Annotated in this window: 13 protein-coding genes; 9 read left to right on the top strand and 4 right to left on the bottom strand. The window is 63.8% G+C overall.

From position 1 onward, the window contains the following. From M653_RS01000000133815 to M653_RS0128670, 4 genes are all read left to right on the top strand, one after another. Positions 1 to 688 (top strand): MFS transporter (locus tag M653_RS01000000133815; protein ID WP_032936363.1); only part of this gene is annotated, 688 nt, incomplete at its 5' end. Between the two features lie 150 nt (positions 689 to 838). Next, complete coding sequence (locus tag M653_RS0128680; protein WP_027146412.1) at positions 839 to 1,894, top strand: succinylglutamate desuccinylase/aspartoacylase family protein; 1,056 nt, start codon at positions 839 to 841, stop codon at positions 1,892 to 1,894. Positions 1,895 to 2,113: 219 nt separating this feature from the next. Beyond that, the gene (locus M653_RS0128675; RefSeq protein WP_027146411.1) at positions 2,114 to 4,303 is read left to right on the top strand and encodes an anthranilate synthase; all 2,190 of its coding nucleotides are present in this window, start codon (positions 2,114 to 2,116) and stop codon (positions 4,301 to 4,303) included. Between the two features lie 5 nt (positions 4,304 to 4,308). Then, positions 4,309 to 5,256 carry a cation diffusion facilitator family transporter gene (locus tag M653_RS0128670; RefSeq protein WP_051442857.1) on the top strand — a complete coding sequence of 316 codons (948 nt, stop codon included), beginning with the start codon at positions 4,309 to 4,311 and terminating at the stop codon, positions 5,254 to 5,256. Between the two features lie 183 nt (positions 5,257 to 5,439). Here M653_RS0128670 and M653_RS0128665 read toward each other — a convergent pair whose 3' ends face one another. Beyond that, positions 5,440 to 6,537, bottom strand: a complete 1,098-nt coding sequence (locus M653_RS0128665) for a hypothetical protein (protein ID WP_027146409.1) — start codon at positions 6,535 to 6,537, stop codon at positions 5,440 to 5,442. A 96-nt stretch (positions 6,538 to 6,633) separates the two neighbouring features. Here M653_RS0128665 and M653_RS0128660 point away from each other — a divergent pair, with 96 nt between their 5' ends. From M653_RS0128660 to M653_RS0128650, 3 genes are all read left to right on the top strand, one after another. After that, positions 6,634 to 7,071 (top strand): DsrE family protein, encoded by a 438-nt coding sequence (locus M653_RS0128660; protein WP_027146408.1) that lies wholly within the window; start codon positions 6,634 to 6,636, stop codon positions 7,069 to 7,071. 72 nt (positions 7,072 to 7,143) lie between these two features. After that, positions 7,144 to 7,929 (top strand): SDR family oxidoreductase, encoded by a 786-nt coding sequence (locus M653_RS0128655; protein ID WP_027146407.1) that lies wholly within the window; start codon positions 7,144 to 7,146, stop codon positions 7,927 to 7,929. A 58-nt stretch (positions 7,930 to 7,987) separates the two neighbouring features. After that, positions 7,988 to 8,296 (top strand): putative quinol monooxygenase, encoded by a 309-nt coding sequence (locus M653_RS0128650; RefSeq protein WP_027146406.1) that lies wholly within the window; start codon positions 7,988 to 7,990, stop codon positions 8,294 to 8,296. Here the strand turns inward: M653_RS0128650 and M653_RS0128645 are convergent. After that, positions 8,293 to 9,183: a LysR family transcriptional regulator gene (locus M653_RS0128645; RefSeq protein ID WP_027146405.1), complete on the bottom strand. Its 891-nt coding sequence runs from the start codon at positions 9,181 to 9,183 to the stop codon at positions 8,293 to 8,295. The two genes, M653_RS0128650 and M653_RS0128645, sit on opposite strands and share 4 nt — an antisense overlap. A gap of 148 nt (positions 9,184 to 9,331) precedes the next feature. Between M653_RS0128645 and M653_RS0128640 the strand changes: the two genes are divergently transcribed. Further along, the gene (locus M653_RS0128640; protein ID WP_027146404.1) at positions 9,332 to 10,867 is read left to right on the top strand and encodes an MFS transporter; all 1,536 of its coding nucleotides are present in this window, start codon (positions 9,332 to 9,334) and stop codon (positions 10,865 to 10,867) included. Positions 10,868 to 10,906: 39 nt separating this feature from the next. Here M653_RS0128640 and M653_RS0128635 read toward each other — a convergent pair whose 3' ends face one another. Both M653_RS0128635 and M653_RS0128630 read right to left on the bottom strand, forming a co-directional pair. Continuing rightward, positions 10,907 to 11,683, bottom strand: a complete 777-nt coding sequence (locus M653_RS0128635; protein WP_027146403.1) for an alpha/beta hydrolase-fold protein — start codon at positions 11,681 to 11,683, stop codon at positions 10,907 to 10,909. A gap of 5 nt (positions 11,684 to 11,688) precedes the next feature. After that, a complete protein-coding gene (locus tag M653_RS0128630) occupies positions 11,689 to 12,852 on the bottom strand; it encodes an ATP-grasp domain-containing protein (RefSeq protein ID WP_027146402.1) in 1,164 nt (387 codons plus the stop codon). A 404-nt stretch (positions 12,853 to 13,256) separates the two neighbouring features. Here M653_RS0128630 and leuA point away from each other — a divergent pair, with 404 nt between their 5' ends. Then, the gene (gene leuA / locus M653_RS0128620) at positions 13,257 to 14,996 is read left to right on the top strand and encodes a 2-isopropylmalate synthase (protein ID WP_027146401.1); all 1,740 of its coding nucleotides are present in this window, start codon (positions 13,257 to 13,259) and stop codon (positions 14,994 to 14,996) included. The last annotated feature ends 126 nt before the right edge of the window (positions 14,997 to 15,122 follow it).

The following is a 15,122-nucleotide window of genomic DNA, read 5'->3' as shown; positions in this document are numbered from 1 at the left end:
CGGCATCGGCCTGATCTCGGTCGCGGCCATCGCCTGGCTGGTGCCGTCCGACGTCACGGAACCGAGCGGCGGCGGCCTACGCGCCGAAGTCCGCGTGCTCGGCAAGCTGCAGGTCTGGCTGGCGATGCTGATCGCGGCGCTGACCTCTGCCAGCCTGTTCGCCGTCTTCACCTACATCAAACCCTACCTCACCGACGTGTCGGGCCTATCGACCGCGGCGGTCACCTGGGTGCTTCTGCTGTTCGGCGCCGGCATGACCATCGGCAACATCATAGGCGGCAGGCTGGCCGACTGGAAACTGATGCCGACGGTGATCGCCACCTTGCTGTTGATGGCCCTGCTGTTCGTCGGCTTCATGCAGTTCGGCGCGATCGCCAGTGTTGCCGTCGGCATCGTCTTCCTGTGGGGCCTGCTCATCTTCGTCGTCGTGCCGCCGCTGCAGATCCGCGTCGTCGAGGCAGCGTCGGAAGGCCCGAACCTTGCCGCCACGTTGAACCAGGGCGCCTTCAACGTCGGCAATGCCGGCGGCGCGTGGATCGGCGGCCTGGCGCTGCCCGCGGGCGTTTCCTACGCCAATCTGCCGCTGGTCGGGGCGGTGCTCGCCCTGCTGGCGGTCGCCGTCGCGGTGCTGTCGCAGACGCTGGACCGGCGCGCGCCGGTCGCCGCCCTTCAGCCTGCCGCGGAGTAACTGCCTGTCGCCCAAAAGTGCGAAGCGGTTTTGGGACAACGACATGCAGCAAGGCAAAAGACTAGCTTGCGCCCATGGCGCGGCGGGCTGGACCAATCGACATCGGCACCTTCACATGGGCATGTCTTCTCGCGCTTGATGGAGGATGTCATGCAGAAATCGATCGAACGCATCGCCGGGGACTGCGAAGGCGTTTCCTACGAATTCCCGGTGTTCCGCTTCGCCGGTGCCGACAAGGCAGCACCTTCGGCCTATCTGCAGGCGGCGCTCCATGCCGGCGAATTGCCTGGCGTCGTCGCCATCGATGCATTGATGCCGATGCTGAACAAAGCCGAGGCCGAAGATCGCATCAAGGGCAACATCACCATCGTGCCCTGGGCCAACCCGATCGGCCGCGCGCAATATCATTTCGGCGAGCACCAGGGCCGCTTTCATCTGGGCACCCGCACCAACTTCAACCGCGGCTTTCCGCTGCTTGCCGCGCCCGACACCAGGCTTTTGCCGGACGCCTCTTTTGGCGGCGCCGACCAGCGGCTGAAGTCGCGGCTGGTGCAGCTTTCGCTGGGCCACGACATCGTGCTCGACCTGCATTGCGACGATGAGGGCCTTGCCTATCTCTACGTCCACACCAGCCTGTGGCCTGAAATGGCCGATTGCGCCGCCGCCATGGGCGTTGATGCCGTGGTGCTGTGGAGCGAGGACACCGACGGCACCTTCGAAGGCGCTTCGATCATGCCCTACCAGAACGCTGCCGCCGATGTGGCGAAGTTCGACAGGCGCGTCGCCACCACCGTCGAATATCGCGGCATCCTCGATGTCGATGGCGCGCTTGCCTCGGCCGACGCGGCAGGCCTCTACCGGCTGCTGGCGGCGCGCGGCGTGATATCCGACGACGCCCTGCCCGCGCCCGGCCCGTTCAAGGGTGTCGCGGCACCGCTGGAAAACATCGACATGATGCCGGCACCCCGGGGCGGCGCCGTCCTCTACGACGTGAAGCCTGGCGACCGCGTCACCAGGGGCGCGCGCCTCGCCACCATCGTCCACGCGCCGGGCGAAGCCGACGGCCGCACCGAAGTGTTCGCGCCGCAGGACGGCATCATCCTGACCCGCCGCTCGCGCCGCATCATCCGCGCCGGCGAAGACCTGTTGAAATTGGTCGGCGACAGGAAGAGCACCGACGCCCGGTCGGGTACGCTGGAGGATTAGCCTCCGTCGAATCCAGTTGCGCGGCCGCCCAATCGCCGCTAAGGGAATCGCCATGAACATGCGTTCGATCAAGACCATTTGGTGGTGGGCCTGCTGACAGCGGCCTGTTCGAACGCGTGCGCGTGAAAATAGAGGTGGCCGCAACGGAATGTCCGGGCGGCCATTTGTTTTTCAAAGCCATTCCCGGGTCCGTTGCCCAAGTAGCTGATGGAGACGGCAATGACGTTGAAGGTTCTGGAAACCGGCGCTGAAAGCTTCGTGACGGCGGGTGGCATCACCATCACCCGCGAGCGCCATGGCCGGCCCTATGAAGGTGCGATCGACGCTTATGTCGACGGGCTGAATTCGCGCCGGGGCGCGGTATTTTCCTCGAACTACGAATATCCCGGCCGCTATACGCGCTGGGATACGGCCATCATCGATCCGCCGCTGGTCATCTCCGCACGCGGCCGCGCCATGCGCATCGAGGCGCTGAACGGCCGCGGCGAGGCGGTGCTGCCGGTCATCGGCAGGACACTGGGCGGTCTCTCCGAGATCACGATCGCCGAGACCACCAAAAAGCTGATCCGCCTCGACGTCGCCAAGCCCGGCCGTGTCTTCACCGAGGAGGAACGCAGCCGCGTTCCCTCCGTCTTCACCGTGCTGCGCGCCATCACCGCTCTGTTCAGGACTGCCGAAGACGTCAATCTCGGCCTCTACGGCGCCTTCGGCTACGACCTCGCCTTCCAGTTCGACCCGGTCGAGCACACGCTCGTTCGCAAGGAAAGCCAGCGCGACCTGGTGCTGTTCCTGCCCGATGAGATCCTGGTCGTCGACCATTATTCGGCCAAGGCCTGGACCGACCGCTACGACTATGCGGGCGAGGGTTTTTCGACCGAAGGCCTGCCGCGCGATCAAATCGCCGAGCCGTTCAAGACCGCCGACCGCATCCCGCCGCGCGGCGACCATGAGCCGGGCGAATACGCTAATCTGGTGCGCCGGGCGATGGACAGCTTCAAGCGCGGCGACCTGTTCGAGGTCGTCCCCGGCCAGATGTTCTACGAACGCTGCGAGACGCAGCCGTCCGAGATTTCACGCAAGCTGAAGTCGATCAACCCGTCGCCCTATTCCTTCTTCATCAATCTGGGCGAGAACGAATACCTGATCGGCGCGTCGCCCGAGATGTTCGTGCGCGTCAACGGCCGCCGCGTCGAGACCTGCCCGATCTCCGGCACCATCAAGCGCGGCGACGATGCCATTTCGGACTCTGAGCAGATCATCAAGCTGCTCAACTCCAAGAAGGATGAATCCGAACTCACAATGTGCTCGGACGTGGACCGCAACGACAAGTCGCGGGTCTGCGATCCAGGTTCGGTGCGCGTCATCGGCCGCCGCCAGATCGAGATGTATTCGCGCCTGATCCATACGGTCGATCACATAGAGGGCCGGCTGCGCGAAGGCATGGACGCTTTCGACGCGTTTCTGTCGCATGCCTGGGCGGTCACCGTCACCGGCGCGCCGAAACTATGGGCGATGCGCTTCATCGAGCAGAACGAGAAGAGCCCGCGCGCCTGGTATGGCGGCGCCATCGGCATGGTCAACTTCAACGGCGACATGAACACCGGGCTTACCTTGCGCACCATCCGCATCAAGGACGGCATCGCCGAGGTGCGCGCCGGCGCTACATTACTCTTCGACAGCATTCCCGAGGAAGAAGAAGCTGAAACCGAACTGAAGGCATCCGCCATGCTCTCCGCCATCCGCGACGCCAAGTTAGGCAATTCGACCAGCACCGAGCGCACCACGGCGCGCGTCGGCGACGGCGTCAACATCCTGCTGGTCGACCATGAGGACAGCTTCGTCCACACGCTGGCCAACTACTTCCGCCAGACCGGCGCCAATGTCTCGACCGTGCGCACGCCGGTGCCGGAAGAAGTCTTCGAGCGGCTGAAGCCCGACCTTGTCGTGCTGTCGCCCGGACCCGGCACGCCGAAGGATTTCGACTGCGCGGCGACCATCAGACGAGCGCGCGCGCGCGACCTGCCGATCTTCGGCGTCTGCCTTGGCCTGCAGGCATTGGCCGAAGCCTATGGCGGCGAACTCAGGCAATTGCATATTCCCATGCACGGCAAGCCGTCGCGTATCCGCGTCTCGAAGCCGGGCATCATTTTCTCCGGCCTGCCAAAGGAAGTCACCGTCGGCCGTTACCACTCGATCTTCGCCGATCCGGTGCGCCTGCCTGACGATTTCGTGGTCACCGCCGAGACCGAGGACGGTGTCATCATGGCCTTCGAGCACCGCAAGGAGCCGATTGCCGCGGTGCAGTTCCACCCGGAATCGATCATGACGCTCGGCCACAATGCCGGCATGCGCATCATCGAGAACATCGTCGCCCACCTGCCGCGCAAGGCCAAGGAAAAGGCAGCCTGACGGTAATGGCCGAAGCCGAGAACACCATGGCGATCGCGGCGAAAGCCGCCGCGAAGCGCAAGGTCGCCAATCTCGCCTTCTGGTCGATCGTGGTCGCCTTTGTCGTGCTCGCGCTCAAGGCCGCCGCCTGGTACGTAACCGGATCCGTCGCGCTCTATTCGGACGCGCTGGAATCGATAGTCAATGTCATTGCCTCGATGGCCGCCTTCTGGGCGATCCAGGTCAGCTACAAGCCGGCCGACCAGGATCACCCTTTCGGCCATCACAAGGCCGAGTATTTCTCGGCCGTGCTCGAAGGCGTGCTGATCGTGGTCGCCGCGCTTTTGATCCTGAGCGAGGTCTGGCGCTCCTGGCAGACCCCGGCCCCACTCGAACAGCCTTGGGAAGGCCTTGCCGTCAACGGCGTCGCCACCGCCATCAATGCTTTCTGGGCCTGGACGCTGATCCGCACGGGCCGAGCCGAAAAGTCACCGGCGCTGGTCGCCGACGGCAATCACATCATGACCGATGTGGTGACCTCGGTTGGCGTCTTCGGCGGCCTGGTCGGAGCGATCCTGACCGGCTGGCAGATTCTCGACCCGGCATTGGCCGTCATCGTAGCGCTCAACATCCTGTGGCAGGGCTGGCATGTCATCGGCTCGTCGATGAACGGCCTGATGGATCGGGCCGTCGATACGGCGGAGCACATGCGCATCCGCGACATCATCTCGGCCAATTGCAAGGGCGCTCTGGAGGTGCATGATCTCAAGACCCGCATCGCCGGCCGCGCCACCTTCATCGAGTTCCATCTGGTCGTCGATGCCGACATGTCGGTTGGCACCAGCCATATCATCTGCGACCGCATCGAGGACGCGCTGAAGGCCGACATTCCCTCGGTGCGGGTGACCATCCATGTCGAGCCCGACGATGAAGCCAAGCTGCCCAAGGGTACAACCGCAGTGCCGTTTGCTTAGCTTTGCGCTGGCCTGAGGCCTGTCGAGATTCAGGTCAGGCCGAGACGAGAATGGTGACTTCCGAGAACCGGAGCGGAGCGTACTTTAAGTACGTGAGCTCAGTTCTACTGCGACGCAGTAGAACTGGGAAGCGCAGGAGCCGCCGTTCGCAGACCGGCATCACCCTCTGAATCTCGACAGGCCTCAAGGCGCGCAGGCCGATTGCGGCATCGCCTCAAGCCGATAGATCTTGTCGTCGGATTTGGTCTTGCCATCGGCCGCTTTCGAACAAAGATCGACCACCGCCAGGCTGTTGTTGGGATTGGCCAGCATGATGGTGCCGTTGGCGCCGCGCTTGAGGAAGATTTCCTTTTGCGCGATGTCGCAGGAAAAATTGCTCGTCTTCGAACTCGCAGCACAACGCCACTGGTCGGCTTCGCCCTGGCACGAATAGGTCTGCGAGACCTTGGCCCCCTTCTGCCGCGTGGTGACGGAGACAACAATGTCAGCGCCGTCGGGCCAGTTCGCGACATCGTCCCCGGAGGCGAAGGAGGCCAGTTCCACCGGCCCGCGGAACACCCGGATCGACTGGGTCAGTTGGTCGGGATGCGAACTCATATGCGCCGCGTCATAGTCGCGCCCGTAGCAGAACGCCTGGTCGGGTTTGAACCGCTCGCGCAGCGGCGGCCCGAGCGCCGGATCCATCGGATCGACCCGCGCGAACTCCGCCTTGCAGGTTGCGGGGGGCATCGGGTCGAGGTGGAAATTGTCGTCTTCCTTGCCCAGCGCCTGCCTGTCGTATTCAGCCGTGCCGAGTTCTTCTTCCGAACCGGCGTCGAGATAGATATCGGACGACAGGTTCGACAGGATCAGCCTGCCCCTGTCGTCGACCTTCAGCGACGCCAGCGTGCGGTCGCACTCCATGCCGCAACGGATCGGGCCCGATTTGCCGTCCTCGGACTCGTGATTGCACCAGCCGCCGGCCCATTCCGGCGCCTTGGCGCCGCGCACCGTGGTGGTGAGGAAACCATTGTAGGACGTATCGGAATTGGCGCTCGGTTCCTCATTGGGACGGCTGACCGGATCATGGCCGTAGTAGAAGAAAATCCGCGCCACCTTCTGTTTCGGATGCGCCTTGAGATGCGCCGGGTCATAGACCCGGCCGAAACAGGCGTCCGCCCCGTTAGGGCTGAGTTCGGTGAGCTTGAGCGCATCGCCAGCAAAAGCAGAACCCGTAAGTCCGCCAAGCAGTGCGGCGCCGAACCCGGCGCCGGCGAGCATCTTCCATTCCCTGGACGCCATGTGCCCCCCTCCTCCGCATCGACAGGACGTGACGTCAATTTATGCTAGTATTGCGGCTTGAGCCACGCAAATCGCGGTGAAATCTGGGGGGACACCATGCGCCGACGTGACATGTTCCACGCGGTTCTCGCCGGAGCCGGAACGCTTCTCGGCCTGCGGGCGGTGCAGGCGGCAACGACCGAGCCTGCCAGGCTAAAGGTCGCCTATCACCTCAGCGATCTCGACAAGGTCAATTTCGTGCTCGGCAACATCAAGAACCACTATGAGGGCACCGGCGGCAATGTCGAGATCGCGCTGGTCGTGCATGGTCCGGCCCTTGCCGGCTTCAAGTCGAAGGGCATATCGGCGGCGATTTCGGGGCGCTTTACCGGTCTTGTCCAGCAAGGGCTCGACCCGCATGCTTGCGGCAACACCATGCACGGCATGGATATCACGCTCGCCGACCTGCTCGACGGCTTCCGTGCCGCCGACAAGGGCGGCGTCGTCAAGCTCGCTGAATTGCAAAGCCAGGGCTATGTCTATCTCAGGCCTTGAAGCGGCACTGACTTGAATGCAAGGGTGGCAAGACCCACCACCAAGGTGTCGGAAATCCCCGGAGGAACAGCAGTGCCAGAGACAGCCCTTGGTCTTGTCATCCCCGATCTCGCCGGCAAGGCGGTGCTGGTCACCGGTGCCTCGACCGGCATTGGCGCGGCGCTCGCGCTCGCCTATGCCGAGCAGAAATGCAAGGTGGCGCTGCACTATAATTCCAGCCGCGACGCCGCCGAGAAACTCGGCCAGACCATTCGCGACGGCGGCGGCGAGGTCTTCCTTGTCCAGGGCGACTTTTCTCTCCCCGCCGATGTCGAACGCGTCGTCGAGGACAGCGCGCGACATTTCGGCCGCCTCGACGGGCTGGTCAACAATGCCGGCGGCATGCTTGGCCGCGTGCCCTATGCCGAGCAGACCGAGGCGCATTACGACGCGGTGATGGACCTCAACGCCCGCTCGGTGCTGACCGCCTCGCGCAAGGCGACGCCATGGCTGAAGAAACAAGGTGGCTTCATCGTCAACACCTCATCGATCGCGGCGCGCAATGGCGCCGGCGGCGGCGCGGGTCTTTACGGCTCGGCCAAGGCCTTCGTCTCCAACGTCACGCGCGGTATGGCCAAGGAACTGATCGGCTTCGGCATTCGCGTCAACGCCGTGGCGCCGGGCACGATCCTCACCCCCTTCCACGAACGCTATTCGACCGATGAGCAGGTGAAGGGCATGGTCGCAACCATTCCGCAGGGCCGCGCCGGCACGGCGCAAGATTGCGTCGGCGCCTATCTGTTCCTCTCATCGGACCTGTTGAGCGGCTACATCACCGGCCAGGTGATCGAGGTCAATGGCGGCCAGTTGATGCCTTGACCGGCGACCGGCATACTGGACACACTCCTTTCGCGCCAACCCTGGGGGAGACGAGGACATGTACGGACTGATCGGCAAGATGCGGGCGGCGCGCGGTCAACGCGACGCGGTCATGACTGTGCTGCGTGAAAGCACCGGCGCCTTGCCCGGCTGCCTGAGCTATATCGTCGCCACCGACCCTGCCGACGCCGACGCGATCTGGGTGACCGAAGTGTGGACCGATCAGGCAAGCCACAAGGCATCCCTGCAGCTTCCCGAGGTGCAGGCGGCGATCGCCAAGGCACGGCCCTTCATCGCCGGCTTCGAGTTCCAGGTGGAAACCCATCCCGTCGGAGGCTTCGGCCTGCCAGCGAGCAAAACCGGCTAAGGCGCGCGCGCTGCAAGGCGCTCGGGCAGGAAATCGACGAAGACGCGCACCTTTGGCGACAGGTGGCGATTGGAGGGCCATAGCATCCGGAACTGGCCACGACCGTCGACATGATCGTCCAGCACGGTGCGCAGCCTGTCCTCGCGCAGCGCCTCCCGCACCAGGAAATCGGGCATGCAGGCGATGCCGAGTCCGGCGATCGTGGCGCCTTTCAAAGCTTCCATGTTGTTGCAGGTCAGCATCGAACGGATCAGCGGCTGGGCGCTCCCGGTAATGAATGGCCAGTCCAGCAGCCTGCCGCTGTTGAGATAGCGGAAATTTATGCCGAAATGCCCGATGAGATCCGCCGGCACGCCGGGTATGCCATGGCGATCGAGGTAGGAGGGTGCCGCGCACAGCAGCATGCGGAAGGGCGCAATGGGTTTCGACACCAATCGTGAATCGGGCAGCTCGCCGCTGCGGATCGCGACGTCGATGCCTTCTTCGATGACGTCGACGATCCGGTCGTTGAAATCGATATCGAGCTCGATCTCGGGATAGCGCGCCATGAACTCCGACAGCACCGGCAGCAAAAGATGGTAGGTGACGATCGGGGTCGAGACGCGCAGCCGCCCACGCGGCGTCTCCCGTGTCCGCGACAGCATCGCCTCGGCATCGTCGATGTCGTCGAGAATGCGTCGCACGCGCTCGTTGAACAGCTTGCCCTCCTCCGTCAGGCCGATCCGCCGCGTGGAGCGCTGCAGCAGCCGCACGCCGAGCTCCTGCTCGAGCCGCGCCACACTTTTGCCGACCGCGGAAGCGGAGATGCCGAGCGCCCGCCCGGCGGCGACGAAGCTGCCGAACTCGGCGGTGCGGGCGAAGGCCAGAAGGCCGCTGAGGCGATCCATCATATTGCTCCATTCGAGCGTTTCGTTCCGTTATGTCGAGATATTTGATACCATTCTTCCTGATCTGTCTCTGACCTATCTTGGTCGTCATGACCGGGCGCCGCGATTGAGCGGCATGCCGGCGCAGACTACTCAGATAGGAAAATCCATGACCTTGAAGATCACCGCCGGCCCGGCCGAGAGATGGCTCGTGCTCTTGTCCGTATGCCTTGCCGCCATGACGATGCCCCTGACTTTCACCGGCCCGGCCGTCGCGCTCTCCCGTATCGCGGCCGATCTCGGCGGCAGCCCGATCACGCTCAATTGGGTGACCAACGCCTTCATGCTGACCTTCGCCGCCAGCCTGATGGCAGCGGGCGCTCTGGCCGACAATCATGGCCGCAAGCGGATCTTCCTCGTCGGTCTCGCCCTCTACATCCTCGCTTCGCTCGGCGCGATGCTGGCGCCCGACATCGCCTGGTTCGATATCTTCCGGGCCGCGCAAGGGCTCGGCAGTGCCCTGGCCTTTGCCGGCGGCGCCTCGGCACTTGCCCAGGAATTCGAGGGACCATTGCGGCTGCGCGCCTTCTCCTTTCTCGGCACCAGTTTCGGCATCGGGCTGGCCTTCGGCCCGATTGCCTCGGGCCTGCTCATCTCCATGTTTGGCTGGCGGTCGATCTTTGTTCTGGTCATGGCACTCGCGGTTGCCTCGGCGATCCTCGGCCTGCGCACCATCAGGGAATCGCGTGACCCGGATGCGACCGGCCTCGACTGGGCGGGCGCCGGCACGTTCACCGTCGCGCTGGCCGCGCTGACCTATGGCGTGTTGCAGGCGCCGCAGAGCGGCTGGGCCGATCCTCTTGTGGTAACGCTTCTCGGCGTGGCCGTCCTTTGCTTTGGGCTGTTCGTCGTCGTCGAGCGGCGCGTGCACCGGCCGATGCTGGATCTCACCCTGTTTCGCTATCCGCGCTTCGTCGGTGTCCAGTTCCTGGCTGCGGCGCCCGCCTACGGCTTCGTCGTCCTGCTCGTGCTTTTGCCGATCCGCTTCATCGGCATCGAGGGGATGAGCGAGATCAAGGCCGGGCAATTGATGATCTGCCTCTCCGGGCCGTTGCTGGTCCTGCCCTTGCTTGCGGGCCAGCTGGCGCGCTGGATCGCTCCGGCCACCATCTGCGGCTTCGGCCTGCTCGTCGCGGCGGCCGGTTTGGTCTGGCTGAGCCTGACACCATCGATCGGCGTAGCGTTGGTCGCGCCGCTGATCCTGATCGGCGTCGGCATCGCCTTGCCCTGGGGATTGATGGACGGGCTCGCCGTCAGCGTCGTGCCGACCGAGCGGGCCGGCATGGCGGTCGGCATCTTCAACACCACCCGTGTCGCTTGCGAGGGCGTGGCACTGGCCATCGTCATGGTGACGCTGTCAGGCTTCACCGCCGCGCAACTCGCCGGCCGAGGCGCTGCGTCTTCCAGCGATGCCTCCCCCGCCGCGCAATTGCTGGTGACCGGCAATGTCGGCGGGACCGCGCAGCATTTGCCGATGGCCGGCGCCGCCGTTCTGGTCGAGGCCTATGAAACGGCGTTCGACAGGCTGCTGATCGTGCTGGCGGCAATCACCATCGTCACCGCCCTCGTCGTCTTTCTCGGCCTGCGTCGCGGATCGGCGGCCGAACACGAGGTCGTGCCGCTGCCGGCGTGCCAGGAAGTGTAGGCATCAGCCATTTGCACGCCATCTGGACATTAATGCATCTTAGTCCAGCCTGTGCATCAGATCGTCATCCAGCCAGCGGCCGAAGAAATAGGCCAGCTGCTTGTGCCACCACGGCCAGTCGTGGCTGACGTCGCCCCCCCAATAATCGACCCAGGCGGGAATGGATTTGTCGCGCAGGATTTGTTCCAGCTGGCGCGTCTCGACCAGCATGCGCTCCTCCCAGGCGCCTTGCCCGCAGCAGAAGATCAGCCTGAGCGCCTTCAGCCGCGCCAGCAGCTTCGGGTCGACGATCCCTGGCAGATAATCGAGCGGCGAGTTGTAGAAGATGTCGCCGTCGAGCGCCGTGCCGAAGAAATCGCGCGCCGAATAGACCCCCGACAGTGAGATGACGCCGCTGGCGAGTTCGGGAAAACGGAAGACGAAGTTCGAGGAATGGTAGCCACCCATCGAACAGCCTGAAAACACCGGCTTCAGCCGCCGTCCACCATTGGCTCGCGCGGCGGTTTCCAGAAATTCCGGCAGTGCTTCCTCTCGCACATAGCGGAAATAGGCCTCGTGGCGGGCGATACGGTGCGCGGCATCGACATGCTTGGCGAAGAAGGATTCCGAATCGATGCCGTCGACGGTGAACAGCTGGATGCGGCCGGTGTCGATGAACTCGGCGAGCGCCCCCACCCCACCGGAATCCTCGAACTGGTAGAACCGGCCCTGCGAGGTCGGGAACACCACAACTGGCCGGCCGGCATGGCCGTAGCGCTTGTATTCCATGTCGCGGCCGAGATTGCGGGCGAAAGCCTTGTGATAGGAGACGTCCATGGGCCTCAAGCCTTTTCCGCGTGGATATAGGCCACCGCCTCGCGCAGCTCCGCCTGGTCCTTCGAGCGCATCTGATAGGCGTAATTCCCCATGGCGCGGCTGAAAACCTCTATCGGCTGATGATGGACGATCTTGTCGCCGTGCGCGGCTAGCACGTCCGCATGGCTGTGCAAATAGTCGAGGTGGCGCTTGCGGCTGGCATAGGCGGTGAAATACTTGCCCTCATAAGGGCCGCCGGCGGCGTCCTTGACCACCATGTCCGCCCACGCCGCGTAGACATCGATGTCGAACGTGTAGTTGATCGCGTCGGTCATCCAGGCGCCGGGCGGGCGCATGTTGACCTCCAGTGCGATGATGCGGTCATCCCTGGTCTCGAACAGCTCGATGTGGAAAAAGCGTTCGCGCACGTCGAATGCTTTCAGGATCTTGCGGCCGGCTTCCTCGACGACAGGCCTGATCCGGGGAAAGCAGGTGTAACTCATGTGGCGGTCCTTGTTGACCACATCCATGACGCTCTGGTCGTAGCGGTGGCTGGCCGCCAGCACCACCTCGCCGTCGCGGTTGACCAGCCCGTCATAAGTCACCACCAGCCCCTCGATGAACTGCTCCATGACGAAGGTCACATCCTCCGGCTTGTCCCGGAAGAACTGGTCGAGCTCTTTCGCATTGGAGATCTTGAACGTGTTCGAAGCGCCGGAGCCTGAATCCGGTTTGACCACCACGGGATAGCCGACGCGGCGGATGAAGGTCATGGCGCCGGCCCGGTCGGAACATTTGCGCTGCGCGATGATCTCGACGCCGCTCTTGCGGAAGAAGGCGCGCATGCGGCTCTTGCGCTTCAGATTCTTCACAAAATCGAGTTTGGTGCCGTAGATGTTGAAGTCTGTGCGGATGTTGGCTTCCAGTTCCAGCCAGTGCTCGTTGAGCGATTCGAACCGGTCGATGCGGCCCCATTTGTGGATGAAATGCCCGATGGCCCGGAACACCGGCTCATAGTCCTCCATGTCGGCGACGCGGTAATATTCCGAAAGCGCCGCCTTCAGCTTGCCGTCCAGCGCGTCAAAGGGTGCGTCGCCAATGCCGAGCACCGTCGCGCCGGCCTTCTTCAGCCGATCGCAGAAATCGGCGCCATTGGCGGGAAAATGCGGCGAGAAGAACACGAAATTCATGGACGACCCCCTGCCGGCGGCACCCCGCCACCGGTCAAGTCTGGCGCATTTGCAGCGCGCGGGGAAGAGCATCCGCATCAGGCATAATATCGGACGCGTTCCGGCCCCGCTTGCCTCCAACAGGTCGCTCCTGTATGAGAGCGACCATGAACACGCGCGCCACCACCGCTTCCCGTCAGACCGGCTTTGCCGGCGAGACCGTGCGCGCGCTTGCCTCGACCCTGCTTCTTCTCGGCCTTATCGGCGATCGCCGGGTTCGCTGAAGGAGCGCCCGGCGGTCGAACCGCCGCGCAAGCGCATGCTCCTTGGCAAATCATATCAAGCGAATGAAATTCTGGTAAAGGCGCCGCTTGGCACCACATCCGCCTGACAGGTGGACCCGCCAGCCGCCGGGAGAAACGACGATGAACGCACGAGAAGACATCCGCGCCAGCGAGGCCGCGACCGGCAAGCAAGGTGGCCGGGGCATGCCGGACGCGGCTCGAAAATATCAGCCCTACCCTACCGTCGGCCTCACCGACCGGACCTGGCCCTCGAAGATCATCGACAAGGCGCCTATCTGGTGCTCGGTCGACCTGCGCGACGGCAACCAGGCGCTGATCGATCCGATGGGCCACGAGCGCAAGGCGCGCATGTTCGGCCTGCTGCTCGACATGGGCTTCAAGGAGATCGAAATCGGCTTCCCGTCGGCTTCGCAGACCGATTTCGATTTCGCCCGCTGGTGCATCGAGGAAGGCAATGTGCCGGCCGATGTGTCGTTGCAGGTGCTGGTACAGTGCCGGCCCGAACTGATCAGCCGCACCTTCGAGGCGCTGAAGGGCGCCACCAACCCGATCGTGCATTTCTACAACTCGACCAGCGAGTTGCAGCGCCGTGTCGTCTTCGAGAAAGATGTCGGCGGCATCAAGCGCATCGCCACCGACGCCGCCAAGATGATCACCGAGATGGCGACCAAGGCCGGCGGCGGCTATCGCTTCGAATATTCGCCGGAGAGCTTCACCGGCACCGAACTCGAGGTCGCGCTGGAGATTTGCAACGCCGTCACCGAGATCGTCAGGCCGACGCCTGACAACAAGCTGATCATCAACCTGCCGTCGACGGTCGAGATGTCGACGCCCAACATCTATGCCGATCGCATCGAGTGGATGTGCCGCAACCTCGACAACCGCGAAAACCTGATCCTCTCGCTGCATCCGCACAATGACCGCGGCACCGGCATCGCCACGACCGAACTCGGCCTGATGGCCGGCGCCGACCGCGTCGAAGGCACGCTGTTCGGCAATGGCGAGCGCACCGGCAATGTCGACATCGTCACGCTGGCGCTCAACATGTACACGCAAGGCGTCGATCCCGGCATCGACTGCTCCGACATCAACCGGATGAAGGACGTCTACGAATATTCGAACCAGCTGAAGATTCCCGAGCGCCATCCCTATGTCGGCGAGCTCGTCTACACCGCCTTTTCCGGCTCGCACCAGGACGCCATCAACAAGGGCATGAAGGCGCTGAAGAAGGCCAACACGCCGCATTGGGAAGTACCTTACCTGCCGATCGATCCCGCCGATGTCGGCCGCAGCTACGAGGCCATCATCCGCATCAACTCGCAGTCGGGCAAGGGCGGCATCGCCTATGTGCTGCAGGCCGACTACGGCCTCAATTTGCCGCGCAACCTGCAGATCGAGTTCAGCCAGGCGATCCAGGCGATCACCGACGCCGAAGGCAAGGAAGTGCCGGCAAAGCGTATTCATGACCGCTTCCTCGAAACCTATGTCGACCAGCCGGGCGCCCGGCTGAAATTCCTCGACCACCACACCTATCCGGATACCGAGGTGAAGGGCCGGCGCGTGGTCGAGGCGGTCATCCTCGACAATGGCAAGGAAACGACGATATCGGGCACCGGCACCGGCCCGATCGACGCTTTCGTCGATGCGCTGTCGCGCCATGTCGGCGTCGAGATGTCGGTGCTCGATTATTCCGAGCATTCGATGCAGCGAGGCTCGAATGCATCGGCCATCTCCTATGTCGAGATGGAATATCCCGGCGGCAAGCTGTTCGGCGCCGGCATCAACACCAATATCGTCGCCGCTTCGCTGGAAGCGGTGACGTCGGCGGCCAACCGTATCGTCGGTCGCAGAGCGCGATAGCATCGGTCGTCGGCGGCGCGGGAGCAGCTCCCTCGCGCCGCCATTTTTTCAAACCAGCACAAGGCTTTGGCCTCGACTGGCTCCCACGACCATCCCGTGACCGACACCGGCCGGGCCGTTAACCAC

The sequence above is a fragment of the Mesorhizobium sp. WSM3626 genome, assembly GCF_000513935.1.
GTDB classification, from domain to species: domain Bacteria; phylum Pseudomonadota; class Alphaproteobacteria; order Rhizobiales; family Rhizobiaceae; genus Mesorhizobium; species Mesorhizobium salmacidum.
The sequence above is the reverse complement of the archived record's forward strand: the minus strand, read 5'-3'. Positions and strand labels throughout refer to the sequence as shown.